Origin of the sequence: Noviherbaspirillum sp., assembly GCF_035944575.1 — a bacterium.
Lineage (GTDB): Bacteria > Pseudomonadota > Gammaproteobacteria > Burkholderiales > Burkholderiaceae_D > Noviherbaspirillum.
Genome location: NZ_DASZBA010000163.1, coordinates 1 through 24244, shown reverse-complemented (window position 1 = coordinate 24244; position 24244 = coordinate 1). Strand labels below are relative to the sequence as shown.

Sequence of the window (24244 nt, the reverse complement as noted above, 5' to 3'; positions counted from 1 at the left end):
CCACCGTACTCAATCGCGTCGCCAGTGCATCCCTGGATTCCGTCTTCACGGGAATGACATTTCTACTGCATAGGCAGCAAAACATTTTCAGCCGTCCCAGTCACATTGACATTACTAGAGGAGACTCCCATGACCACCATGCCCACCTTGCAAAGCTACATCGGCGGACGCTGGATCGGCGCCCAGGCGGCCCAGCCGCTGGCGAGCGCGATCAACGGCCGTATCGTTGCCCACACCCATGCGGAAGCCATCGACTTCGGCGAGGCGCTCATGCATGCGCGGCGCAAGGGCATTCCGGCATTGATGGCGATGGATTTCCAGGAGCGGGCGGCCCGCCTGAAGGCGCTTGCCGGATATCTTGCGGAGCGCAAGGAGCAGCTGTACACGATCTCGCATCACACCGGCGCAACCCGCGCCGATAGCTGGATCGACATCGAAGGCGGCACAGGCACGCTGCATGCCTATGCCGGCATGGGATCGAACGAGCTGCCGTCGGGCAATGTGCTGCATGAGGGGCCGCCGGTCCAACTCGGCAAGCAGGGCAAGTTCTTCGGCACCCACATCCTTGTTCCGCGCGGCGGCGTGGCGGTGCATATCAATGCGTTCAATTTCCCTGTCTGGGGCCTGCTGGAAAAATTCGCCCCAACCTTCCTCGCCGGCATGCCCTGCATCGCCAAGCCGGCAACCGCGACCAGCTATCTGACCGAGGCAATGGTTCGCATGGTGCAGGAATCCGGCATCATCCCGGAAGGCAGCCTGCAACTCGTCATCGGCGGCACGGGCGACCTGCTGGACCGCCTGGAAGGTTCGGACGTGGTGACCTTCACCGGCTCGGCCGATACGGCGGCGAAGCTGCGTGCGCATCCGAACCTGATCCGGCAATCCATCCCGTTCAATGCCGAAGCGGATTCGCTCAACTGCGCGATCCTCGCGCCGGATGTGACGCCGGACGATGAGGAGTTCGATCTGTTCGTGAAAGAGGTCGTGCGCGAGATGACCATCAAGGCCGGGCAGAAATGCACCGCCATCCGCCGCGCCATCGTGCCGCACCAGCATCTCGATGCGGTCGCGCAGCGCCTGCGCGAGCGCCTGGCGAAAACCGTGATCGGCGATCCGTCGCGCGAAGGCGTGAAGATGGGCGCGCTGGCCTCGCAGGCGCAGCAGGCCGATGTGGCGGAGCGCGTGGCGCTGCTGTCGCAGGGCAACGAGGTGGTGTTCGGGGCGAAGGACGGTTTCAACCCGGTGGGTGACGGAGTCGGCGAAGGCGCATTCTTCGCGCCGACCCTGCTGCTGTGCCGCGACGCCTTTGGTAATGACAAGGTGCATGACGTCGAGGCGTTCGGCCCGGTCAGCACGCTGATGCCATACGGTGATATCGATGAGGCATTGGCTCTCGCCGCCAAGGGACGTGGCAGCCTCGTCGGCTCACTCTTCACCCGCGATCCGAAGATTGCCGCAAAGGCGGTGCCGGTCGCGGCGATGCATCACGGCCGCATCCTGGTCCTCGATCGCGAAGCTGCCGCCGAATCCACCGGCCACGGTTCGCCCCTTCCTGCGCTCAAGCATGGTGGCCCGGGACGCGCCGGCGGCGGCGAGGAACTGGGCGGATTGCGCGCCGTGACGCATTACCTGCAGCGCACTGCAGTGCAGGGATCGCCGACGATGCTGATGGCGGTGACCGGTGAATATCTGCGCGGCGCGGCGATCAACGAATCGGAAATCCATCCGTTCCGCCGCCACTTCGATGACCTGCAGGTCGGCGATTCGCTGCTCACGCATCGCCGCACGGTGACCGAAGCCGACATCGTCGCTTTCGGCGGCTTGTCCGGCGATTACTTCTACATGCACTTCGACGAGATCGCCGCGAGGGAAACCCAGTTCGGCAAGCGCATCGCGCACGGCTACTTCGTGCTGTCGGCCGCCGCCGGCCTGTTCGTTTCACCGGCGCCCGGGCCGGTGCTGGCGAACTATGGTCTCGACACGCTGCGTTTCGTCAAGCCGGTCGGCATCGGCGACACGATACAGGCGCGATTGACCTGCAAGCGCAAGATCGACCGTCGCAGGAAGGATCCGAAAGGGGTAGGGCAGGGGGTGGTTGCGTGGGATGTGGCGGTGACAAACCAGAACGGTGAGCTGGTGGCGAGCTATGACATCCTGACGCTGGTGTCGAAGCGGGCCTGATCGTTACTTGTTCGACGGTCAGGCAGCGTGCCGGACCGTCGACAACGTTCAGGCGCCGCGCTGGCCGTTCAGCGGGAGTAATACCCGGAACCGTGCCGGGAGCCGTATCCGCCGCCATGCTGGCCATGGGAATGTCCCCGGTACTCCTGCCGCGGGTACTGTTCCACCCGGCGATGTTCGCGCCAGTGGTTATGGTGATGCACCTGCGGCGGCACATAGGTCACTGTCGGCGGCGGGACATACACCGTCGGCGGCGGACCGTACTGGAAGTTCGATTCGATCGAATTGGATACCGGCGGCGCATAGTAGTAGCCGGGCGCCGGCTGCTGGTAGACCACCACCGGGGGCGCATACCGATACACCACGGCAGGGGGAGGGGCGTAGTAGCCGGGAGAGCCGACCGACACCGACCATTGCACATTGCCGCCCGCCTGGGCTGGCATTGCCGCAAAAGCCGCCGCGCCAACGGCGAAAAGCACTGCAAAACGGGGAAAATGGCGTTTCATGATCTGCTCCTGTGATCTTCACAATGTAGGGTAAAAACACCGTTTTTTCCATTCCTGTTACCAAATCCTTACAGCGTTTGTGCTATTTGCATCTGCCTGGCAACATTCCCGCCGTCCGACTGTTCGGGAAGGCAAGGCTTGATCCCTCTCGCCCGGTATTTCGCTTCGCCAAAGCAGCTTATCCAGGTCCGCAAGCCATCAAGCTTGATGAAGATCGCAACATCGGATTCCGTCTGTGTTCCAATTTGCAACCTCTATCACCAGCAGCAGCCGGCAAGCGCCATCACCCTGGCCATCCGTCAAAACAGTTTTCCGCCATCGGACATCTTCATGCAGAACCGAATCAAACCGCGCAACCCTGCTCTCCGTCACAATCCGCTCGCCCTGTCGCGAATGGTGCCGATCATTTGCGCCGGAATGCTGTTGCCGCCTGTCGTATCGGCGCAGGAGGACAACAACAGGCAACTGGAGGAAGTGGTAGTCAGCGCCAGCCGTTCGGAACAACAGCGCTTCGACGCGCCGGCCGCGATCGATGCGGTGCAGGTCCATCCTTTCCAGACCGGCTCGCCGCTGGTGAACATGTCCGAGCTGTTGTCGGCGGTGCCCGGCGTGCAGGTGCGCGAGCGGCAGAACTATGCGCAGGATCTGCAACTGTCGGTGCGGGGATTCGGGGCACGCTCCACCTTCGGCGTACGTGGCGTGCGTATTCTCATCGATGGCATCCCGGCGACGATGCCCGATGGGCAGGGGCAGGCATCGACGGCCAGCCTGACGTCCGCCAGCCGCATCGAGCTTCTGCGTGGTCCCGTTGCGCAGTTGTACGGGAATGCCGCCGGCGGGGTGCTGCAGGTTTTCACCAAGGACCCGCCTGTGACGGGCAAGCCGGAATTCGGCCTTTCCGCAGGCGCCGGATCCGACGGCCAACGCCACTACAGCGTGTCGGTTGCCGGCGGCAACGACACCCTGGGTGGTTTGCTGGACGTATCCCGCTACCGCACCGACGGATACCGTGACCACAGTGCCGCCGAACGCACGCAGGTCAACGCCAAGATCGTCGCCCGTCCATCGCCGGACACGACGCTGACCGGCGTGTTCAACCGCTTCGACCAGCCGCTGGCGCTGGATCCGCTCGGCCTCACCCGGGCCGCTTTCGAGCAGAATCCCCGGCAGGTGATACCTGCCGCGATTGCCTTCAATACCCGCAAGACCGTCGAACAGCAACAGGCCGGCATCGTGATCGATCACCGGCTGTCGCCGGAAGACAGACTGAATGCCCGCATCTATGCCGGTGAACGCGACGTCGACCAGAAGCTTGCGTTCATGACGAATGGCGTGGTCAACCTCGACCGCAGCTATGGCGGCGTCGGCCTGAGCTGGACCCGCAAGACCCGGGTGAACCGGATGCCCTTCGGCTGGACCGTCGGCATCGAAGCCGACCGGCTGAAGGAGATACGCAGGGGGTTCGACAACGTCATGGGAGAAAGCGGCGCGCTGAGGCGGGACGAAGACGACACCGCGACGAACACCGATCTCTTCGGGCAGCTCGACTGGACCTTCGCGCCGCAATGGCGTGCGCTGGCCGGGCTGAGGGTGAGCAAAGTGCGTTTTTCGGTGGACGACCGCTTCAATCCTCCGGCTGCCAGCACCAGCGGCAGTGTCGAGTACAACAACACCAGCCCGGTCGCCGGCCTGGTCTGGAGCGTCAGCGACACGATGAATATCTACGGTAATGTCGGCGAGGGTTTTGAAACGCCGACACTGGCGGAATCTGCCTATCGCCCGGATGGCCTGCCCGGTCCCAACTTCGCATTAAACCCGTCGCGCAGCCTGCAAAGCGAGATCAGCATGAAGATGCGCCACGGCCGCCATACCATCGACGCCGCACTGTTCGATAGCCGCAGCCGGGATGAAATCGTGTCCCGATCGAGCGGCGGGCGTGCGACGTTCCAGAATGCCGGACGCGTCCAGCGGCGCGGCATCGAGGCGTCATGGAAGGCAGACTGGAAGACCGTGAGCACGCGTGTCGCCTACACCCTGCTCGATGCCGAATTCAGGACCGGTTACACCAATCCGGCCGGGACGATACCTGCAGGTAATCGCCTTCCGGGCGCGCCGAAGCACAGCCTGTTTGCCGACGTCGAGGTAAAGCCGGCCGACGCCGTCACGATGGCGCTGGAAATGCGCACCGAAAGCAAGGTATATGTGAACGACGCCAACGCCGAGGCGGCGCCAGGCTATGCGGTGTTCAACGCCCGCGCCGGGTACGAGTTCAGGATGGGCGGCGCGAAGATGTACCTGTATGGGCGCATCGATAATCTGCTGGACAGGAACTACGCCGGGTCGGTAATCGTCAACGAGGCGAACCGGCGCTTTTTTGAGCCGGCCCCGGGAAGGCGGGTGTTTGTGGGATTGCGTACGATGTTTTAGCGGCCCCTAACTCAGCAAAAGCAAACCATACGTTCATGCCCGACCGCCCGCCTCATCCCGGCAATAAATCCACCCTGCCCAGCAAGCCCTGTGCAACTTGCGGCCTGCCGATGACGTGGCGACGCAAATGGGCAAAGAATTGGAACGAAGTGAAATACTGTTCCGAGCGCTGCCGAAAAAACGCGAAATGATTGCCCCTGGAATCCGAAACGACACCCGCCTGCCTTGATAAGAGCCGCTTTGTCTCAGGCGACGGTACGTTGCTGTGCCGCCTTCCGTATCGTCTCCAGCGTCGCATTCGGCGTGATCAGATTGCCGTCGTAACGCAATTCAATCAATGCCGGCATTCCGCTGGATGCGATGTGCGAAAGCGCCTCGCGCAGGGCTGATCCGAACTCTTCCGTCGTGTCCACGGCAGCCCCATGCGCGCCGTAAGCCCGCGCCAGCGCCGCGAAATCGGGGTTGTGCAGCCGCGTGGCGGATTCGCGGGCGGGATATTCACGCTCCTGGTGCATGCGGATGGTGCCGTACATTCCGTTGTTGAAGACGATGAACAGCACACCGGCGCGGTACTGCACCGCCGTTGCGAGTTCCTGCCCGTTCATGAGGAAATCGCCGTCGCCGGCGAAGTTCAGCACGGTGCGCGGCCTGCCGTGATGCTGGGCGATCACGCTGGCTCCCACCGCCGCCGGCACGCCGTAACCCATTGCGCCAGAGGTCGGTGCCAACTGGGTGCGGAAACCGCCGTAGCGCCAGAAACGATGCGCCCAGGTGGCGAAGTTGCCGGCGCCGTTGGTGAGAATGGTATCCGCCGGCAATTCTGCCTGCAGTGTCTTCACCACCTGCCATAAATTGAGCGGCACATCGGCGTTCTTGAAGATCGGCGGTTCCGCCTGCCATGCGTCGTACTCGGCACGCGCTTCGGCGACCGTACCATGCCATGGGGTTGCATCGACTGCCGGCATGGCCGCCAGGGCGGCGGCGATCTGCGGCATGCCGCTATTAATCATCAGTTCTGCCTGATAGACCTTGCCTAGTTCCTCGGCGCCGCTGTGCACATGCACAAGGCGCTGCGCCGGCGAGGGTGCGTCGATCAGCGTGTAGCCGCCGGTGGTCATTTCGCCCAGGCGCGGCCCGATCGCAAGGATCAGGTCGGATGCTTTAATACGTGCCGCCAGCTTCGGGCTGATGCCGATGCCGACATCGCCGATGTAATGCGGATGCTGGTTGTCGAGCAGATCCTGGAAACGGAAGGCGCATGCAACCGGCAATTGATTGGATTCGGCGAAGCGGCGGATATCGTCGCATGCGCTGGGGTCCCAACCGCCTCCACCCAGAATGACGACCGGACGTTTTGCCGCACTAAGCATGTCGCGGACGGTCTCGATCTGCGCTGCCGACGGTGCCGCCTGCACCGGCCGGTAAGGGCGCGCATCGGCGGTCTGCGCGGTCGCGCTCAACATGTCCTCGGGCAGGGCGAGCACAACCGGGCCGGGGCGGCCGCTGGTGGCGGTCTGGAATGCCCGGGCGATGTATTCCGGGATACGGTCCGCGCGGTCGATCTGGGCGACCCATTTCGCCATCTGTCCGAACATGCGCCGGTAATCGATCTCCTGGAAGGCTTCACGCTCGACGAAATCGTTGCCGACCTGACCGATGAAAAGAATCATCGGCGTGGAATCCTGGAACGCGGTGTGCACGCCGATCGATGCATTGGTGGCACCGGGGCCACGGGTGACGAAGCAGATGCCGGGTTTACCGGTCATTTTGCCGTAGGCGTCCGCCATGAATGCGGCGCCGCCTTCCTGGCGGTTGGTGATGAAACTGATGGGCGCATCATGCAGCGCATCCAGCACCGCGAGGTAGCTTTCGCCGGGAACGCCGAAGGCGATATCGACGCCGTGAGTAAGTAATGCATCGACCAGAATACGGCCGCCGTTTCGTGGTTCGGTCATGGAGTCACCGCGCAAGGCAAAACCGATACGTTAACAGAAATCGCATTTTCGCATCGCTGTGCGACAATGGTGGCCGAAGCAAGCCAGACAGCCGCTGGCCATCGCGAGATGGCGGGAGGAAGGTCCGGACTCCATAGAGCAGGGTGACGGCTAACGGCCGTACGTTGAAAGCCGGGGCGTAATTGCCCCGGTATAAGGCGCGGAATAGGGCCACAGAGACGAGTCTTTGGGACAAGGGAGGGCGAAAGCCGCTCCTGCGTCACAAAGGGTGAAACGCGGTAACCTCCACCCGGAGCAATTTCAAATAGGCACGCATTGATGCTGCTCGCGGAGCGTGCGGGTAGAAAGCTTGAGCCGTGGGGCAATTCACGGCCTAGAGGAATGGCTGTCATAACGCGAGTGCTTCGGCGCAAGCGTCGTAACAGAATCCGGCCTATCGGCTTGCTTCACTTATATTCCGCACCGCATGCAGCGGAGCAGACCTTGCCGTTGAGTTAACTCAACGTGCATTCGCCGGCATGACGTTAAAGTGAATCCTGCCAGAGCCTGTTGGCCGTGGGATGGGAAATCGTGAAATTGTGGAGGATTGCCTACCCGGACAGACGCAACATCGGCGGCCGCCATGTAGTTCGTTGCGCGTCCGGATTTGCTTTCCCGCTTCCAAAGTTTCATCCCACGACCAACAGGCTTTTTCCTTTCCTGCCGTGACGCTTTGTCATCTGCGTCTGCATATATCCCTCTCTTTCCCGCTCGTTCTTGGTCCGTTTCAGCTAACCGGAATTTCCTTCGCGCAAGCCTAATTCCCCGATTGGGTTTGAACCCTCATGTGTTGCTCCAGTCCAAGTTTCTTCTGCCGATTTTTATAAGTAAGTGACCACTAGGGCGGTCATGTGTGGGAATTTCGCGCTCCGTCCAATTGACAGAATCGGCATATTTCTCCGGCTATATACATGTATATAGCTCAGGAGTAACTTTGAGACTATTTCCTAAGTCCTTAATTTGAATCAGATTTCGTGTTTTAATTTGCTTGAGTGAAATTCGCTAAGTCTTTGAGTTCATTGAAAAAATCCTCATTTGTTGCCTCTGATATTACTTGACCGCAAATTCCGCATCCTCTAAAGTGGGTGGAAGTGTGAAAAAGTGTAGTTTTGTGGGATAAAAACCAAGCAAAACAGCATTCACGCGATTCACCAAGACAACTAAAAACAGCGGATGCGAGGATACTCAGGGTGTTTCAAGGGGCGTCATCATTAAATCTCGATGCAAAGGGAAGGATGTCCATCCCTGCCAAGCATCGTGACGCCCTGACGGTCCAGTGCGAGGGCCGTGTCACCCTGACCAAGCACCCGCACGGCTGCCTGCTCTTCTTCCCCCGTCCCGTTTGGGAAAGCCATCGTGAACAAATTGCCGCCTGGCCGATGTCGGCCCGGGCCTGGCAGCGCATTTTCCTTGGCAATGCATCCGATGTCGAAATGGACTCGGCCGGCCGCATCCTGATCGCTCCCGAGCTGCGCAACGCAGTCGGCCTGACGCGTGACGTGATGCTGCTCGGCATGGGTAGCCATTTCGAGATCTGGGATGCCGCGAAGCTGGCCGAAAGCGAGGCGCAGGCGGTTGCCGACGGCATGCCTGATGTTTTAAGCAATTTTTCCTTCTAGCCCGCCATGAATTCAGAAGCGGTGCAGGAATTGCAGCACCGTACGGTGTTGCTGGAAGAGGCGGTGGATGCGCTGGCGATCGAAGGGCCGCGCGCCGACGGAATCTTTGTCGACGCCACCTTCGGCCGCGGCGGGCATAGCCGCAGGATATTGGCCCATCTGGGTGAGCGCGGACGACTGATCTCGTTCGACAAGGATCCCCAGGCGGTGGCCACTGCGAAATCGATGCCGGACGAGCGGTTTGACATCGTGCACAACAGCTTCGCGACACTTGAACAGGCATTGGCGGAGCGGGGTGTAAAGCAGGTGCAAGGCATTTTGATGGACTTGGGCATTTCGTCGCCGCAGGTGGACGAGGCCGCAAGAGGATTCAGTTTTCGACTCGATGGCCCGCTGGACATGCGCATGGATACGACGCGCGGGATGTCTGCAGCGGAATGGCTTGCAACCGCGGCCGAACATGACATCGCAAAGGTGATAAAGGATTATGGGGAAGAACGGTATGCTTTTCAGATTGCAAAGGCGATTGCAGCTCGCAGAGCAGTCGCGCCAATTTCAACCACACGACAGCTTGCCGAGATCGTGGCACACGCCGTCAAAACCCGCGAGAAGGGCAAGGACCCGGCCACTCGCACCTTTCAGGCTATCCGGATTTTCATCAATCAGGAGCTTGAAGAACTCGAAGTAGGACTCGACGCGGCGTTTCGACATTTGGCCCCTCACGGGAGACTGGCTGTGATCAGCTTTCATTCACTGGAAGACCGCATCGTCAAGCGCTACATGGCATCCAAGGCCAACGCGCCGCAGCCAGACCGTCGACTGCCGATTCGTGCGGTCGACCTGCCGCAACCCGAGTTGAAGCTGCTGTCCAAGATGAAGCCGTCGGATGCGGAAATCGCCGTCAATCCGCGGGCGCGTTCGGCCATCATGCGGGTGGCTGAACGTATCGCTTCCGGAGCCGTGCAATGATCGGTCGCATGAACGTCGTGCTGACCGCGATGCTGGTCCTGTGCGCGCTATCGCTGGTGAATGCGCAATACCAGGCACGCCGGCTTTTCATCGAACTCGAACGGGCGCAATCCGCAGCCAAGCAGCTCGACCTCGAGTGGGCGCAGCTGCAGCTCGACCAATCCACCTTCGGCAAACATGCGCGCATCGAATCGAATGCGCGACGTGATCTTAATATGTTGACTGTCACACCTGACCGTACGCAGTACCTTACACCGGGAGTGAAGTAATGCGCGCCGCATCACGTACCGCCGCCGCCAGGGGAGTGCAGTTCAGCGCCAGCCCGGTGCTGGCCGTAAAGCTTCCGGTATGGCGCTCGCGCGTCGTGCTGTTCACGATGTTCGCCGCATTCGCCGCGCTCGCCGGACGGGCGCTCTGGCTGCAGGGCATCTCCACCGAATTCCTCCAGAAGCAAGGCGAGTCGCGCTATGCGCGCACGCTGGAGCTGCCTGCCACGCGCGGGCGGATCACCGACCGCAACGGCCAGATGCTGGCGTCGTCGTTGCCCGTAAAGGCGATCTGGGCGATTCCCGAAGACGTGACCGGCACGTCGGATGACAAGCTGCGGCAAATGGCCAGGCTGCTCGAGATGAGCGAGCGCGACCTGCGCAAGAAGCTGGACTCGGACAAGACCTTCGTCTATCTGAAGCGGCAGGTCGAGCCGGATGTGGCGGACAAAATAATGAAGCTCGGCATCCCGGGTATTTCTACCAAGAAGGAATACAAGCGCTACTACCCCGAGGGCGAGGTGATGGCGCACATCGTCGGTTTCACCAACGTCGAGGATAAGGGCCAGGAAGGCATGGAGCTCGCGTTCCAGAGCAGCCTGGCTGGTACCAACGGCAGCCGCCGCGTGATCAAGGACCGGCTCGGACGCATCGTCGAGGACATCGAATCGGTGCGCCATCCGCATGACGGCAAGGACCTGAGGCTGTCGATCGACCGCAAGATTCAGTACATCGCCTATTCGCATCTGAAAGAAGCGGTCGAAAAGCACAAGGCAAAGGCGGCCGGCATTGTCGTGCTGGACGCGAAGACCGGCGAGGTGCTGGCGCTGAGCAATCTGCCGACTTACAACCCCAATGATCGCGGCCGGCTGACCGGCGCGCAGTTGCGCAACCGCGTGTTGACCGATACCTTCGAGCCGGGCTCGACCATGAAGCCGTTCGCCATCGCACTGGCATTGGAAAACAAGCTGGTGACGCCGCAGACGAATATCCAGACCGCGCCGGGCCGCATCACAATCGGTCGGGCAACCATCGGCGATGCGCATCCGCATGGCATGCTGACGGTGTCGCAGGTACTGGAAAAATCATCCAACGTCGGTACCGCCAAGCTCGCGCTGCAGATGAAGCCGGAGCAGATGTGGGAACTGTTCACCACGGTCGGTTTCGGCCAGGCGCCGAAGCTGGACTTCCCGGGCGCAGTGGCCGGCCGGGTGCGCCCGCACAAATCTTGGAAGCCCATCGAACAGGCGACGATGAGCTACGGCCACGGCATCTCGACATCGCTGATTCAGATGGCGCGCTCCTATCTCATTTTTGCCCGCGACGGCGACATGATTCCGACGTCGCTGATGAAGGTGGATGCACCGCCGGCGGGGCAGCGGGTAATATCCGAAAAGACCGCGCGCAGCGTGCGCGCCATGCTGGAAATGGCTGCCGGCCCGGAAGGAACGGCACCCAAGGCGCAAGTTCCCGGTTACCGGGTGGCAGGCAAGACCGGTACCGCGCACAAGCTCGTGGGCGGCCAGTATGCGAATAAATATGTATCTTCCTTTGTCGGCTTCGCGCCGGTATCCGATCCGCGGATCATTGTCGCCGTCATGGTTGACGAGCCATCCAACGGCATGCATTACGGCGGCCAGGTGGCGGCGCCGATCTTTTCGGCGGTCGTCGCCAACGCCTTGCGTGCGATGAATGTCGCTCCCGATTCGTCAGTGACCGACATCATCATTCCTCCGGTTGAACTGAAGGAGAGCCTGTGATGCGTGCGCACACATCAAATGCCGGAAGCGGCGGCGCGGGTATCGCCGACATCCTCGCATGGCTGCATGCGGCGGTGCCTTCGGCGCAGCTTTCCTCGGACTCCCGCAGCATCGGCGGAGGCGATGTATTCATTGCCTATCCGGGCGAAACCGCCGACGGCCGCGACTATATTTCGCAGGCGATCGCGCGAGGCGCAAAGGCGGTGATCTACGAGGCCGCCGGCTTCAACTGGGACGCCGGGTGGACGGTGCCGCATCTCGCGGTGCCGGATCTGAAAACGATTGCCGGCTTTGTCGCAAATGCCTATTACGATCAGCCCGACACCGATATGTTTTCCGTTGCCGTCACCGGCACCAATGGCAAAACATCCTGCAGCCACTGGCTGGGCGCGCTGTTGTCGCAGCTTGGCGAGCCGACCGCCGTGGTGGGGACGCTGGGCGTCGCAATGTTCCGGCGCGGCGGCCATGACGGCTTCAGCAGCACCGGTTACACCACGCCCGATGCCGTGCTGCTGCAGCGCAGGCTGGCATCGTTGCGAACCGAGGGAGCAAAAGCACTGGCAATCGAGGCTTCTTCGATCGGGCTGGAGCAGGGGCGCCTGAATGGTTTGCATATCGATGTGGCGCTTTTCACCAATTTCACCCGTGATCATCTCGACTATCACGGCGACATGGCCGCCTACGAAGCTGCCAAGGCGATCCTGTTCGACTGGCCCGGCCTCAAGCATGCGGTGATCAATCTCGACGATGCGATGGGGCGGCGGCAAATGCAGCGGTTGATTCAATCATGCCCGCAACTCGGCCTGACCGGCTATAGCCTTGAAGGCCGCACAGAAGGGAGCGTCCCATGCCTGCATGCCAGCGATATCCGCAGCAACCATGCCGGCACGGCTTTCCATCTCGCGTCGCCCTTCGGCGAGGCGTTGGTCAAGACACGCATGGTCGGTCAGTTCAACGTCAGCAATGTGCTCGGCATACTCGGTGTGCTGCTGGCTAAAGGAATTGCGTTGAAGGCGGCGGTCGATGCGGTGGAAGCGCTCACCGCGGTGCCGGGACGCATGGAGCAGGTTGGGGGGCAGGATGCGCCACTGGTGGTGATCGATTATGCACATACGCCGGATGCTCTGGAAAAGACGCTCGCGACGCTGCGGCTGGTTGCGCAACAGCGGGGAGGGCAGTTGTGGTGCGTATTTGGATGCGGCGGCGATCGCGATCCGGGCAAGCGGCCACAGATGGGCGCCGCATCGGAGGCGGCGGACCATATCATCGTGACCAGCGATAATCCGCGCAACGAGGAGCCGGCGGAAATACTGGCCCAGATCGTGAACGGTATCGATGCCAAACGCATGGCGACAGCTGCACCGCTGGTGATTGAAGACCGTGCCGCCGCCATCCTGTGGGCGGTACGTCACGCGGCAAAACCGGATGTGGTTCTTCTGGCCGGCAAAGGCCACGAACCTTACCAAGAGATAAAAGGCAAAAAATTGCCGTTTCTGGACGCGGACCATGCAGCACTCGCCTTGGCCGCAAGAGCAACAATGAAGGGGAATAGTTAATGAAGTTGTCTTTGGCTGATATCCAGCCATGGATTGTCAATGCCGCGATACAAGGGGATGCGGCGAAGGGGGATGCGGCAAACGCGGCATTCGACGGCGTGTCCACCGACAGTCGCAGCGTCGCGCCGTCCAGCCTGTTCGTCGCACTGCGCGGCGAGCGGTTCGACGCGCATGACTTTCTGCAGGAAGTGGCGGCGAATGGAGTAGCCGCCGTGATGGTGGAGCGTGTTCCGCAAGGATTGACGGTGTCGGCACTGGTGGTGCCGGATACCCGCGTTGCATTGGGAGAGCTGGCACGCGGATGGCGGCAGCGGTTTGATTTGCCCGTTATCGGTGTCACCGGCAGCAACGGCAAGACCACCGTCAAGGAAATGATTGCCTCCATCCTCAAGGCGGCCTTTGGCGAAGAGAACATTCTTGCCACACGCGGCAATCTGAATAACGACATCGGCGTGCCGCTGACCGTATTCCGTCTCGAAGCCAACCTGAAGGCGGCGGTGATCGAGCTCGGCATGAATCATCCGGGCGAGATCGCCACGCTCGCGGGCATCGCGCAGCCTGTTGTCGGCCTGGTCAATAATGCACAGCGCGAACACCAGGAATTCATGGAAAGCGTGGAGGCGGTCGCGAAGGAAAACGGTGCGGTCATACAAGGTCTGGCGGCGGACGGCATCGCGGTGTATCCGTCGGATGACCCTTACACAACACTATGGCGCGCCTATGCCGGGCAGCGCCGGAGCATGACATTTGGTCTATCTGCGGACGCGGATGTGACCTGTACTTTTCGAGTGAACGATTTCGGCAGTGATCTGTCCATTACTGCCTGCGGGAAACATTTCCAGGTGAAGCTGTCCGCGGCGGGTGAGCACAATGTGCGCAATGCACTCGCGGCAACAGCATGCACGCTGGCGATCGGTATTCCGCAGGAGGCAGTAATCCGAGGTCTGCAGGCATTCGCGCCGGTCAACGGCCGGCTGCAGCGCAAGACCGCAAAGAATGGCGCGCTTGTCATCGATGATACCTACAACGCCAATCCCGACTCGGTTCGGGCGGCGATCGATGTGTTATCGAATACGGCGGCGCCCCGCATGCTGGTGCTGGGCGACATGGGAGAGGTGGGCGACGAAGGCCCGCAATTCCATGAAGAGATCGGCGACTATGCACGGCAGCGCGGCATCGAACAGCTTTTCACCCTCGGCCAGCTGGCGCGTCATGCGTCCGGTGCATTCGGCGGAGGCGCGAAGCATTTCGATGACATCGGGTTACTGAATCAGGCAGTGGAAGCAGGCACTCAACCGAACACGACGGTGCTGGTGAAAGGCTCGCGCTTCATGAAAATGGAGCGGGTGGTCCAGCATCTCGTGACTCCCGATTCATCCGGACAAGTACAGGAAACCCATTAACATGCTGCTTTGGTTGGCACAATATTTTCAACAGGAAGTGGGGCCTCTCCGGGTCTTCAACTTCATCACCTTCCGCGCGGTGTTTGCGACATTGACTGCGCTCGGGATCGGCCTCATCGCCGGCCCGGCGGTGATCCGCATGCTGACCAGGCTGAAGGTCGGTCAGGCAGTTCGCACCAACGGACCGCAGACCCATTTGATCAAGACCGGCACGCCGACCATGGGCGGCGCGCTGATTCTTCTATCCATCGGCATCGCCACACTGCTGTGGTCCGACTGGAGCAACCGCTTCATCTGGGTGGTGCTCGTCGTGACGCTCGGCTATGGCGCCATCGGCTGGGTCGACGATTACCGCAAGGTGGTCTACAAGAACCCGGACGGCATGTCATCCAAGGAGAAGTATTTCTGGCAGTCGCTGATCGGCATCGCCGCCGCGATCTACCTCGCGTTCTCGGTTTCCGCGCCGACCAACACGGAGGTGCTCGGCCTTTTCATCGAATGGGTACAGTCGGGCTTCAACATCGACCTGCCCCCGAAGGCGGACTTCATCGTGCCGTTCTTCAAAACCATCAGTTATCCGCTCGGCGTTTGGGGCTTCATCCTGCTGACCTACCTGGTGATCGTCGGCACATCCAACGCGGTCAACCTCACCGACGGCCTTGACGGACTGGCGATCATGCCGACGGTCATGGTGGGAACTGCACTTGGCCTGTTCGCCTACCTGACAGGCAGCGCAGTCTTCTCGAAGTATCTGCTGATCCCATATATTCCCGGCGCTGCCGAACTGCTCATCTTCTGCGGCGCGATGGCCGGTGCGGGACTCGCCTTCCTCTGGTTCAATGCGCATCCCGCCCAGGTCTTCATGGGCGACGTCGGCGCGCTGGCGCTGGGCGGCGCGCTCGGCACGATCGCGGTGATCGTGCGCCAGGAAGTCGTGCTGTTCATCATGGGCGGCATCTTCGTGGTCGAGACTCTGTCGGTGATGCTGCAGGTCGGCTACTTCAAGTACACGAAGAAACGCTATGGCGTCGGACGCCGCATCCTGCTGATGGCGCCGCTGCATCATCATTTTGAACAGAAGGGATGGAAGGAAACGAAGGTCGTGGTCCGGTTCTGGATCATCACCATGATGCTGGTGCTGTTTGGTCTCTCGACTCTGAAGCTGCGCTGATGAACTACCAAGGCAAACACGTTCTCGTTCTGGGGCTCGGCGAATCCGGCATGGCCATGGCGCTATGGCTGGCGCGCTGCGGCGCGGCCCTGCGCGTGGCCGATACGCGTGCCGAGCCTGCCCGACTGGGGGAGTTGCGTAACGCGCTGCAGGCGACGACGCCGGAGCTGGAATTCGTCGGCGGCGCATTCGGTCCGCCTCTGCTCGACGGCATTGATTTCGTCGCCGTGAGCCCCGGGCTTGCGCCCGGACGCGACCTCGCGGCATTGCTGCCGGCGGCGCAGGAAAAGAATATCCCGGTATGGGGAGAAATCGAATTGTTCGCGCAGGCGCTGTCCGCATTGCGCGAGGAGCGCGGCTATACACCGAAAGTCATCGCGATTACCGGTACCAACGGCAAGACCACGGTGACCAGCCTGACCGGGCTGTTGTGCAGGCGCGCGGGTTTGACGGTGCAGGTGGCCGGCAATATCAGCCCGGCGGCGCTCGACGTACTGCGCACGGCGCTGGACAGCGACGACTTGCCGCAGGCATGGGTGCTGGAGCTGTCCAGCTTCCAGCTGCACACCACCTTCAGCCTGCAAAGCGACGCGGCAACGGTGTTGAACGTCACCCAGGATCACCTCGACTGGCACGGCGACATGGACGCATATGCCGCCGACAAGGCTCGCATCTTCGGTGCGCAGACCGTGCGCGTCCTGAATCGCGACGACGCCCGCGTGATGCAGATGGCATCACCGCTGCTGCCCTTGGTGACATTCGGATCGGACGAGCCTTCACAGCCGGACTGCCTCGGGCTGGTCGATGAAAACGGCATGCAATGGCTGTCTGTCGCCGTCGTGTCGGAAGAAGGCGAACAGCCGAGGCGCCGCAAGAAGGAAATAGTCGAAGTGCCGGTCAACGTAAACCGCCTGATGCCGGCGGATGCACTGCAGATCCGCGGCCGTCACAATGCGGTCAACGCGCTGGCCGCGCTCGCACTGTGCCGGGCGATCGGCTTGCCGATGGCGCGCCTCCTGCACGGCCTGCGTGACTATCGCGGCGAGCCGCACAGGGTGGAAATGATTGCCAATGTCGGTGGCGTGGATTATTACGACGACAGCAAAGGCACCAACGTCGGCGCAACCGTCGCCGCCCTGAACGGACTCGGTCAGAGCGGCGGCGGACGCCTCGTGCTCATCGCCGGCGGCGAAGGCAAAGGACAGGATTTCTCGCCCCTGCTGGAGCCGGTCGCGAAATTCGTGCGCGCCGTGCTGCTGATCGGCAAGGATGCGCCGGCGATACGCGCGTCAGTGGCGTCGTCCGGCGTGGATCTGGTGGATTGCGCGACACTCGAACAAGCGGTGGCCAAGGCAGCCGAGCTGGCGCAGCCAGGCGATGCGGTACTGCTATCGCCCGCCTGCGCGAGCTTGGACATGTTCCGCAACTATGAACATCGTGCGCAGGTATTCGTGGAAGCGGTGCGTGAGCTCGCGTTGTCCCGTGGCGAGGTAATCGCATGAAGTTCACCCTGCCTCTCTTTTCAGCTTCGACACCGCCGCTCGCCCGCGGCACGGGGCAACGTTCCAAGATGATGGAATACGATCAGCCGCTGGCCTGGGTCGTGTTGCTGCTGATGCTGTTCGGCATGGTGATGGTGTACTCGGCATCGATCTCCCTGCCGGATTCGCCGAAATATGCGAACTACAAAAATTCGCATTTTCTGGTTCGTCAGGCATTGTTCGTCACCGTAGCCATCGGTGCCGGCCTGCTGGCGTTCAGGATCAAGATCGAAACATGGCAGCGCTACGCGCCTCACCTGTTCGTCATCACGATGGTCCTGCTGGTACTGGTGCTGGTGCCCGGGCTCGGCAAGGGCGTCAACGGCGCGAAGCGCTGGCTGTCGTTCAAGGTCTTCAATTTGCAGCCCTCGGAGATGATGAAGCTGTTCGTCGTGCTGTATGCCGCCGACTATACGGTGCGCAAGCAGCAGGTGATGCACAAGCTCACCAAGGGCTTCCTGCCGATGACGGTGGCGATCGGCGTGGTCGGCCTGCTGCTTCTGCTGGAACCGGACCTCGGCGCCTTCGGCGTGATTGTCTGCATCGCGATGGGCATCCTGTTCCTTGGCGGCATCAACGGCATCTGGTTCGGCGGGATCGGCGCGACGCTGGTCGGCATCTTCAGCATGGTGATTTTGCTGTCGCCATGGCGGCGCGAGCGTATCTTTGCCTACCTGAATCCATGGGAAGAAGAGAACGCGCTCGGAAAGGCCTACCAGCTTTCGCATTCCCTGATCGCATTCGGACGCGGCGAGCTGTTCGGTGTCGGCCTCGGCGGCAGTGTCGAGAAATTGCATTACCTGCCGGAGGCGCACACCGACTTCCTGCTAGCGGTGATCGGCGAGGAACTCGGTTTTGCCGGCGTGCTGGTGGTGGTGGCAGCCTTTTACTGGATCATCAAGCGGGCGTTTGAAATCGGCCGTCAATCCATCGCACTCGATCTCACCTTCGCCGGTCTCGCCGCGAAAGGCATCGGCATCTGGATCGGCGTGCAGGCATTCATCAACATGGGCGTGAATCTCGGCCTGTTACCGACCAAAGGTTTGACCTTGCCATTGATGAGCTATGGCGGCTCGGGCGTCGTGATCAATTGCGTCGGCCTGGCGATTCTTCTGCGCATCGACTACGAGAATCGCATCCTGATGCGCGGAGGCCGGGTATGAAGCCAAATACCAAGCGATTGATGATCATGGCGGCGGGCACCGGCGGGCACATCTTCCCGGGACTGGCTATCGCTCAAACCATGCAGGCCCGCGGCTGGCAGGTGTCCTGGCTCGGTACGCAGCACGGCATGGAACGCGACATCGTGCCGAAGCACAAGATCGACATGGATTCGATCGACTTCGCCGGCGTGCGCGGCAAGGGACTTGCCCATACCGCACGCGGCGCGCTGAAGCTCGCCGCCGGCATTGGCGCCTGCTTCAACATCATCGGCCGCCGCAAGCCGGACGTCGTGCTTGGCATGGGCGGTTATGTGACCGTGCCGGGCGGGATGATGGCGAAGGCGCGCGGCGTGCCGCTGGTGCTGGTGAATGCGGATGCGGCATTGCTCTTGTCCAACAAGACGCTGGCACCTTTCGCTCGCAGGGTGCTGTTCGGCTTTCCGGGCGACTTTGGCAGCGCGGCATCGAAAGCGATGGTCAGCGGCAACCCGGTGCGCACCGAGATCAGCAACCTGCCCGCACCCGCGCAGCGATTTGCCGGACGCAGCGGCCCATTGCGCATCCTGGTGGTCGGCGGCAGCCTGGGCGCCAAGGTGCTGAACGAATCGGTGCCTGCGGCATTGGCGCAACTTCCGGCGGCGCAGCGGCCGGTGGTGACGCACCAATCGGGACGGCAGCATATCGACGCGCTGCGCAGTGCCTACGCCAATGCGCAGGTGGATGCGGAAGTCGTGGACTTCATCGACGACATGGCGCGCCGCTACGCGGAGGCAGACCTGGTGATCTGCCGGGCCGGTGCAATCACCGTGTCGGAGCTCACCGCCGCCGGCGTTGCAAGCGTGCTGGTACCGTTCGTCGCCAGCACGACATCCCACCAGCGCGACAACGCGCAGTGGATGGCCACTCAAAAAGCGGCTGTGCATCTGCCGCAAGGCGAACTGTCGGCCGAGCGCCTGGCAGCCATGCTGCGTTCCCTGGACCGGCAAGCCTGCCTGACGATGGCGGAAGCCGCCCATGCACTCGGGCGGCGACACGCGAACGAAACAATTGCAAACATATTGGAAGAATTGGCCGGACATTAATGAAACACAAAGTTAAAAACATCCATTTCGTCGGTATCGGCGGCTCCGGCATGAGCGGCATCGCGGAGGTGCTGCTGAACCTCGGCTATACCGTCTCCGGCTCCGATCTCGGCAGCAATGCCGCGACGATGCGTCTGGCGGAACTGGGCGCGAAAGTCAGCCTGGGCCATTCGGCCCAGCACATCGACGGTGCCGATGCGATCGTCACCTCGACCGCCGTGAAGCCGGACAACCCGGAAGTGATCGCCGCACGTGCGCGTCGCATCCCGATCGTGCCGCGCGCCATCATGCTGGCGGAATTGATGCGCCTGAAGCAGGGCATTGCCATTGCCGGCACGCACGGCAAGACCACGACCACCAGCCTGGTGGCGAGCGTACTGGCGGAAGGCGGACTCGATCCGACCTTCGTCATAGGCGGGCGCCTGAACAGTGCCGGCGCCAATGCGAAGCTCGGCGCCGGCGACTTCATCGTCGCAGAGGCGGACGAGTCGGATGCTTCGTTTCTGAACCTGTCGCCCTGCATCGAAGTGATCACCAATATCGATGCTGATCATATGGAAACCTATGATCACAGCTTCGCCAAGCTGAAGCAGGCTTTCGTTGAATTCACGCAGCGCCTGCCGTTCTACGGGGTGGCCATGCTGTGCATCGACGACGCCAACGTGCGCGAAATCATGCCCTTCATTTCCAAGCCGATCACTACCTATGGCTTCCACGAAGAAGCCCAGGTGCGGGCGGTGGATGCAAGGGCTGTGGACGGTCACATGGTATTTACCGTGCTCCAGGATGACTATCCGCCAATGGAAGTGCGCTTGAACCAGCCGGGCATGCACAACGTACAGAACGCCTGCGCCGCGATCGCGATCGCGCGCGAAGTCGGCGTGGATGACCGGGCGACGCAGAAGGCGCTGATGGAATTCAATGGCGTGGGCCGCCGGTTCACCCGCTACGGCGATATCAAATTGCCAGGGGGCGGTGCGTTCACCCTGGTGGACGACTATGGACATCATCCGGTGGAGACCGCCGCCACGCTGGCCGCCGCACGTGGCGCGTATCCCGGACGCAGGCTCGTGCTGGCGTTCCAGCCGCATCGCTATACCCGGACACGCGACCTGTTCGAGGACTTCGTCAAGGTGCTGTCGACGGCCGATGCGCTGGTGCTGGCGGAAGTCTATGCCGCCGGCGAGCAGCCGATCGTCGCCGCGGACGGCCGCGCGATGGCGCATGCGCTGCGGGTGGTCGGCAAGGTAGAACCGATCTTCGTGGAGGACATTGCGGATATGCCCGACAGTATCTTGAACATGGCACGCGACGGCGATGTGGTGATCACGATGGGTGCGGGATCGATCAGCGGGGTGCCGGGCAAACTGGCGGCGTTGAACAGATAAAGGAAAGGTTCCTTCTCCCTTTGCAGGGGAAAGGAACCGGTAAGTAGTAATTGATGAGAAACGGATATGACACAAAATTTCGGAAAAGTAGGCGTACTCTTCGGCGGCCGTTCAGCGGAGCGCGAAGTATCGCTGATGTCCGGCAGCGGCGTTCTGAAGGCGCTGAAAAGCAAGGGCATTGATGCGCATCCGTTCGATCCTGCGGAACGCAGCCTCGCCGAACTCGCCGCGGAAAAATTCGACCGCGTGTTCATCGCATTGCATGGCCGCTATGGTGAAGACGGCACCCTGCAAGGCGTGCTGGAACAGCTCGGCATCCCGTACACCGGTTCGGGCGTCATGGCGTCGTCGATCGGCATGGATAAGGTGATGACCAAGCGCATCTGGCTCAGCCACAGCCTGCCGACGCCGCGCTTCGCGGTCCTGGATTCCAAGGCGGCGACGCCGGAGGAACTGCGCGCCGTGCCGGACGAACTCGGCCTGCCGCTGATGCTCAAGGCGCCGCACGAGGGCTCCACCATCGGTATCAGCAAGGTTACCGGCTACTCGGAGATGAAGGAAGGATTCGTTCATTGCGCGAAGTACGACGACGTCGTGCTCGCCGAAGAATTCATCACCGGCCGCGAGTTGACTGTGCCGGTGCTCGGCGCCGGCCGCACCGCGCGCGCGTTGCCGATCGTCGAGATCCGCGCGCCGCAAGGCAACTACGACTACCAGAACAAGTACTTCAGCGACGACACGCAATACCTTTGCCCCGCGCCGCTCGATGAAGGGCTGACCAAGCGCATCCAGTCGCTCGCGGTGCGTGCGTACAACGCATTGGGCAGTTCCGGCTGGGCGCGCGTGGATTTCATGCTGCGTGCAACCGACAATGAACCATTCCTGTTGGAAATCAATACCTCGCCTGGCATGACCGGACATTCTCTTGTGCCGATGTCGGCGAAGGCTGCCGGTGTGAGTTATGAAGACCTGTGTGTCGAGATTCTGCGCTCCGCCGATCTGGACCTGGCGCAGTCGGAAAATTGGAAGCCGGTTTGACGAAAGATGATTGACTGACCATGTGGCACGACATTCGAATGCTCAACGCAACAACCAATGCCTTGCTCGGCCTGCTGGCGCTCAGCCTGCTGTCGAGCGGCATCTGGTGGGTTGCGCAGCGGCCGATGTTCACGCTGAAGTCCATCCGCATCGAAAGCGCGCAGGAAGATGGTTTGCGTTACGTGAATCCGTCGACAGTACGAACGACCGCGGTACCACGGATCAAGGGCAACTTTTTTACGGTCAATCTGAACCAGGTGCGGCAGGCGTTCGAGGCAGTGCCATGGGTGCGCAAGGCAGCGATTCGGCGGGAATGGCCGAACGAGCTGATCGTGACGATCGAAGAACATCAGCCCTTGGGAACCTGGGGTGACGACGGCCGGTTGCTGTCCGTCAAAGGCGATGTGTTCACCGCCAATCTCGCCGAAGCGGAGGAGGACGGCGAATTGCTGGAATTCGCCGGACCGGAAGGCAGCGAAAAGGAAGTCGTGGCGCGGTATCGCGACCTGCAGCAATGGTTTGCGCCGGTCAAGCTCGCGCCGCAGTCGGTGCAATTGTCGGGCCGCTATGCATGGAGCATCCGGCTCGACAACGGCATCACGGTGGAACTCGGGCGGGAACAGAGCGAAACGACATTGAAGGACCGGGTGGATCGCCTCGTCGGAATTTATCCGCAATTGGTGGCACGGCTGCAGGACCGGATTGAAAGTGTGGACATGCGTTATCCGAATGGCTTTGCATTAAAGGCTCAGGGACTGGCGTTCGGACTCGATCATAAAAAAAAGTAAGCAGATAAACATGACAAAAGACGCAAAGAATTTAATTGTCGGCCTCGACATCGGCACATCGAAAGTGGTGGCGGTGGTGGCGGAAGTCATGCCGAACGGGCGGCATGAGGTCATCGGTCTCGGTCAGCATGAATCAAAAGGCCTGAAGAAGGGCGTGGTGGTCAATATCGAGGCGACCGTCGAATCGATACAGCGCGCGCTGGAAGAAGCCGAGCTGATGGCCGACTGCAAGATCCGCAACGTCTATACCGGTATCGCCGGCAGCCATATCCGCAGCTTCAACTCGAGCGGCATGGTCGCGATCAAGGACAAGGAAGTCACGGCCACCGACGTCGCCCGGGTGATCGAGACCGCAAAGGCGGTCAACATTCCGACCGATCAGCAGCTGCTGCACACTGTGCCTCAGGAATTCATCGTCGACAGCCAGGAAGACGTGCGCGAGCCGATCGGCATGAGCGGCATCCGTCTGGAGGTGAAAGTGCACATTGTCACCGGTGCGGTGTCGGCTGTGCAGAACATTGTCAAGTGCGTGCGCCGCTGCGGCCTTGAGGTGTCCGACCTGATCCTGCAGCCGATGGCATCCGCCGACGCGGTGCTGACACCGGACGAGAAAGAGCTCGGTGTGGTGCTGATCGATATCGGCGGCGGCACGACCGATGTTGCGATTTTCACCGAAGGCGCGATCCGGCATACGGCCGTGATTCCGATCGCCGGCGACCAGATCACCAATGACATCGCGATGGCGCTGCGCACGCCGACCGCCGAAGCGGAAGAGATCAAATTGCGCTACGGCGTCTGCAAGCAGGTGCTCGCCGATCCGGGTGAAACCCTGGAAGTGCCTGGACTGGGTGATCGCGGTCCGCGTACCTTGTCGCGCCAGGCGCTGGCGGCGGTGATCGAGCCGCGCGTCGAGGAGCTGTTCGCGCTGGTGCATCAAGTGGTGCGCGAGTCGGGCTATGAAGAAGTGCTGTCCTCCGGCATCGTGCTGACCGGCGGCTCGGCGATGATGCCCGGCATGGTGGAACTGGCGGAAGACATCTTTTTGAAACCGGCGCGCCTGGGCGTGCCGGAATACAGCGGGCAGCTGGCGGACGTGGTGCGCAGTCCGCGGTACTCGACGGTACTGGGTTTATTGTTGGAAGCAAAGAAGCAGTATCTCCGCGGTCATATCGTCACGCGCCAGGATGGTTCGGTGAAGGCGATCTGGCAGCGGATGAAGGAGTGGTTTCTGGGGAATTTTTGATTTTGCAATTGGCAGCAGCGACAGAAGTTAAATCGTTAAAGGAAAGACCCCTTCCCCCTGATAGGGGGAGAGGACCCTGAAGTGGTTTGGAATACAACTTGGTAATTTTTTGAATGAATTTAATTTGTCAATAACAGCAGTTTGCAGTT

Annotated in this window: 19 protein-coding genes and 1 other RNA gene; 18 read left to right on the top strand and 2 right to left on the bottom strand. The window is 61.4% G+C overall.

Annotation, left to right across the window (positions count from 1 at the left end; genetic code table 11):
- Positions 1 to 129: 129 nt before the first annotated feature.
- The gene (gene paaZ, locus VGU61_RS11790) at positions 130 to 2181 is read left to right on the top strand and encodes a phenylacetic acid degradation bifunctional protein PaaZ (protein ID WP_414691626.1); all 2052 of its coding nucleotides are present in this window, start codon (positions 130 to 132) and stop codon (positions 2179 to 2181) included.
- 68 nt (positions 2182 to 2249) lie between these two features.
- On the opposite strand, the gene VGU61_RS11785 is transcribed toward paaZ, so the two are convergent.
- Positions 2250 to 2687, bottom strand: coding sequence for a hypothetical protein (locus tag VGU61_RS11785; protein WP_326859320.1), 438 nt, complete (start codon positions 2685 to 2687; stop codon positions 2250 to 2252).
- A 330-nt stretch (positions 2688 to 3017) separates the two neighbouring features.
- Here VGU61_RS11785 and VGU61_RS11780 point away from each other — a divergent pair, with 330 nt between their 5' ends.
- Positions 3018 to 5114 carry a TonB-dependent receptor gene (locus VGU61_RS11780; RefSeq protein WP_326859319.1) on the top strand — a complete coding sequence of 699 codons (2097 nt, stop codon included), beginning with the start codon at positions 3018 to 3020 and terminating at the stop codon, positions 5112 to 5114.
- Between the two features lie 35 nt (positions 5115 to 5149).
- A complete protein-coding gene (locus VGU61_RS11775; protein WP_326859318.1) occupies positions 5150 to 5305 on the top strand; it encodes a DUF2256 domain-containing protein in 156 nt (51 codons plus the stop codon).
- A gap of 54 nt (positions 5306 to 5359) precedes the next feature.
- On the opposite strand, the gene VGU61_RS11770 is transcribed toward VGU61_RS11775, so the two are convergent.
- Complete coding sequence (locus VGU61_RS11770) at positions 5360 to 7069, bottom strand: thiamine pyrophosphate-binding protein (RefSeq protein ID WP_326859317.1); 1710 nt, start codon at positions 7067 to 7069, stop codon at positions 5360 to 5362.
- 75 nt (positions 7070 to 7144) lie between these two features.
- Between VGU61_RS11770 and rnpB the strand changes: the two genes are divergently transcribed.
- From rnpB to ftsA, 15 genes are all read left to right on the top strand, one after another.
- Positions 7145 to 7521, top strand: an RNA gene (rnpB, locus tag VGU61_RS11765) — RNase P RNA component class A.
- Between the two features lie 777 nt (positions 7522 to 8298).
- A complete protein-coding gene (gene mraZ, locus VGU61_RS11760) occupies positions 8299 to 8727 on the top strand; it encodes a division/cell wall cluster transcriptional repressor MraZ (protein WP_326859316.1) in 429 nt (142 codons plus the stop codon).
- A gap of 6 nt (positions 8728 to 8733) precedes the next feature.
- The gene (gene rsmH, locus VGU61_RS11755) at positions 8734 to 9696 is read left to right on the top strand and encodes a 16S rRNA (cytosine(1402)-N(4))-methyltransferase RsmH (protein WP_326859315.1); all 963 of its coding nucleotides are present in this window, start codon (positions 8734 to 8736) and stop codon (positions 9694 to 9696) included.
- A complete protein-coding gene (ftsL, locus tag VGU61_RS11750) occupies positions 9693 to 9965 on the top strand; it encodes a cell division protein FtsL (protein WP_326859314.1) in 273 nt (90 codons plus the stop codon). The genes rsmH and ftsL overlap by 4 nt, the downstream gene beginning before the upstream one ends.
- A complete protein-coding gene (locus VGU61_RS11745) occupies positions 9965 to 11722 on the top strand; it encodes a penicillin-binding protein 2 (RefSeq protein ID WP_326859313.1) in 1758 nt (585 codons plus the stop codon). Before ftsL ends, VGU61_RS11745 begins: the two co-directional genes overlap by 1 nt.
- Positions 11722 to 13278, top strand: coding sequence for a UDP-N-acetylmuramoyl-L-alanyl-D-glutamate--2,6-diaminopimelate ligase (locus tag VGU61_RS11740; protein ID WP_326859312.1), 1557 nt, complete (start codon positions 11722 to 11724; stop codon positions 13276 to 13278). The genes VGU61_RS11745 and VGU61_RS11740 overlap by 1 nt, the downstream gene beginning before the upstream one ends.
- Entirely contained in the window at positions 13278 to 14681 is a 1404-nt protein-coding gene (locus tag VGU61_RS11735) for a UDP-N-acetylmuramoyl-tripeptide--D-alanyl-D-alanine ligase (protein ID WP_326859311.1), read from the top strand. The genes VGU61_RS11740 and VGU61_RS11735 overlap by 1 nt, the downstream gene beginning before the upstream one ends.
- 1 nt (position 14682) lies before the next feature.
- Complete coding sequence (gene mraY / locus VGU61_RS11730; RefSeq protein ID WP_326859310.1) at positions 14683 to 15852, top strand: phospho-N-acetylmuramoyl-pentapeptide-transferase; 1170 nt, start codon at positions 14683 to 14685, stop codon at positions 15850 to 15852.
- The gene (murD, locus tag VGU61_RS11725) at positions 15852 to 17354 is read left to right on the top strand and encodes a UDP-N-acetylmuramoyl-L-alanine--D-glutamate ligase (RefSeq protein WP_326859309.1); all 1503 of its coding nucleotides are present in this window, start codon (positions 15852 to 15854) and stop codon (positions 17352 to 17354) included. The genes mraY and murD overlap by 1 nt, the downstream gene beginning before the upstream one ends.
- Positions 17351 to 18556 carry a putative lipid II flippase FtsW gene (gene ftsW / locus VGU61_RS11720; RefSeq protein ID WP_326859308.1) on the top strand — a complete coding sequence of 402 codons (1206 nt, stop codon included), beginning with the start codon at positions 17351 to 17353 and terminating at the stop codon, positions 18554 to 18556. The genes murD and ftsW overlap by 4 nt, the downstream gene beginning before the upstream one ends.
- Positions 18553 to 19638 carry an undecaprenyldiphospho-muramoylpentapeptide beta-N-acetylglucosaminyltransferase gene (gene murG, locus VGU61_RS11715; RefSeq protein WP_326859307.1) on the top strand — a complete coding sequence of 362 codons (1086 nt, stop codon included), beginning with the start codon at positions 18553 to 18555 and terminating at the stop codon, positions 19636 to 19638. Before ftsW ends, murG begins: the two co-directional genes overlap by 4 nt.
- Complete coding sequence (murC, locus tag VGU61_RS11710; protein WP_326859306.1) at positions 19638 to 21026, top strand: UDP-N-acetylmuramate--L-alanine ligase; 1389 nt, start codon at positions 19638 to 19640, stop codon at positions 21024 to 21026. Before murG ends, murC begins: the two co-directional genes overlap by 1 nt.
- Positions 21027 to 21092: 66 nt before the next feature.
- A complete protein-coding gene (locus VGU61_RS11705; RefSeq protein ID WP_326859305.1) occupies positions 21093 to 22064 on the top strand; it encodes a D-alanine--D-alanine ligase in 972 nt (323 codons plus the stop codon).
- A gap of 20 nt (positions 22065 to 22084) precedes the next feature.
- Complete coding sequence (locus tag VGU61_RS11700) at positions 22085 to 22852, top strand: cell division protein FtsQ/DivIB (RefSeq protein WP_326859304.1); 768 nt, start codon at positions 22085 to 22087, stop codon at positions 22850 to 22852.
- 10 nt (positions 22853 to 22862) lie between these two features.
- Positions 22863 to 24095: a cell division protein FtsA gene (ftsA, locus tag VGU61_RS11695; RefSeq protein WP_326859303.1), complete on the top strand. Its 1233-nt coding sequence runs from the start codon at positions 22863 to 22865 to the stop codon at positions 24093 to 24095.
- Positions 24096 to 24244 lie beyond the last annotated feature (149 nt).

Coding starts and splice junctions, on each gene's coding strand:
- paaZ (WP_414691626.1), top strand. CDS start 130: ATGACCACCATGCCCACCTTGCAAAGCTACATCGGCGGACGCTGGATC.
- VGU61_RS11785 (WP_326859320.1), bottom strand. CDS start 2,687: ATGAAACGCCATTTTCCCCGTTTTGCAGTGCTTTTCGCCGTTGGCGCG.
- VGU61_RS11780 (WP_326859319.1), top strand. CDS start 3,018: ATGCAGAACCGAATCAAACCGCGCAACCCTGCTCTCCGTCACAATCCG.
- VGU61_RS11775 (WP_326859318.1), top strand. CDS start 5,150: ATGCCCGACCGCCCGCCTCATCCCGGCAATAAATCCACCCTGCCCAGC.
- VGU61_RS11770 (WP_326859317.1), bottom strand. CDS start 7,069: ATGACCGAACCACGAAACGGCGGCCGTATTCTGGTCGATGCATTACTT.
- rsmH (WP_326859315.1), top strand. CDS start 8,734: ATGAATTCAGAAGCGGTGCAGGAATTGCAGCACCGTACGGTGTTGCTG.
- ftsL (WP_326859314.1), top strand. CDS start 9,693: ATGATCGGTCGCATGAACGTCGTGCTGACCGCGATGCTGGTCCTGTGC.
- VGU61_RS11745 (WP_326859313.1), top strand. CDS start 9,965: ATGCGCGCCGCATCACGTACCGCCGCCGCCAGGGGAGTGCAGTTCAGC.
- VGU61_RS11740 (WP_326859312.1), top strand. CDS start 11,722: ATGCGTGCGCACACATCAAATGCCGGAAGCGGCGGCGCGGGTATCGCC.
- VGU61_RS11735 (WP_326859311.1), top strand. CDS start 13,278: ATGAAGTTGTCTTTGGCTGATATCCAGCCATGGATTGTCAATGCCGCG.
- mraY (WP_326859310.1), top strand. CDS start 14,683: ATGCTGCTTTGGTTGGCACAATATTTTCAACAGGAAGTGGGGCCTCTC.
- murD (WP_326859309.1), top strand. CDS start 15,852: ATGAACTACCAAGGCAAACACGTTCTCGTTCTGGGGCTCGGCGAATCC.
- ftsW (WP_326859308.1), top strand. CDS start 17,351: ATGAAGTTCACCCTGCCTCTCTTTTCAGCTTCGACACCGCCGCTCGCC.
- murG (WP_326859307.1), top strand. CDS start 18,553: ATGAAGCCAAATACCAAGCGATTGATGATCATGGCGGCGGGCACCGGC.
- murC (WP_326859306.1), top strand. CDS start 19,638: ATGAAACACAAAGTTAAAAACATCCATTTCGTCGGTATCGGCGGCTCC.
- VGU61_RS11705 (WP_326859305.1), top strand. CDS start 21,093: ATGACACAAAATTTCGGAAAAGTAGGCGTACTCTTCGGCGGCCGTTCA.
- VGU61_RS11700 (WP_326859304.1), top strand. CDS start 22,085: ATGTGGCACGACATTCGAATGCTCAACGCAACAACCAATGCCTTGCTC.
- ftsA (WP_326859303.1), top strand. CDS start 22,863: ATGACAAAAGACGCAAAGAATTTAATTGTCGGCCTCGACATCGGCACA.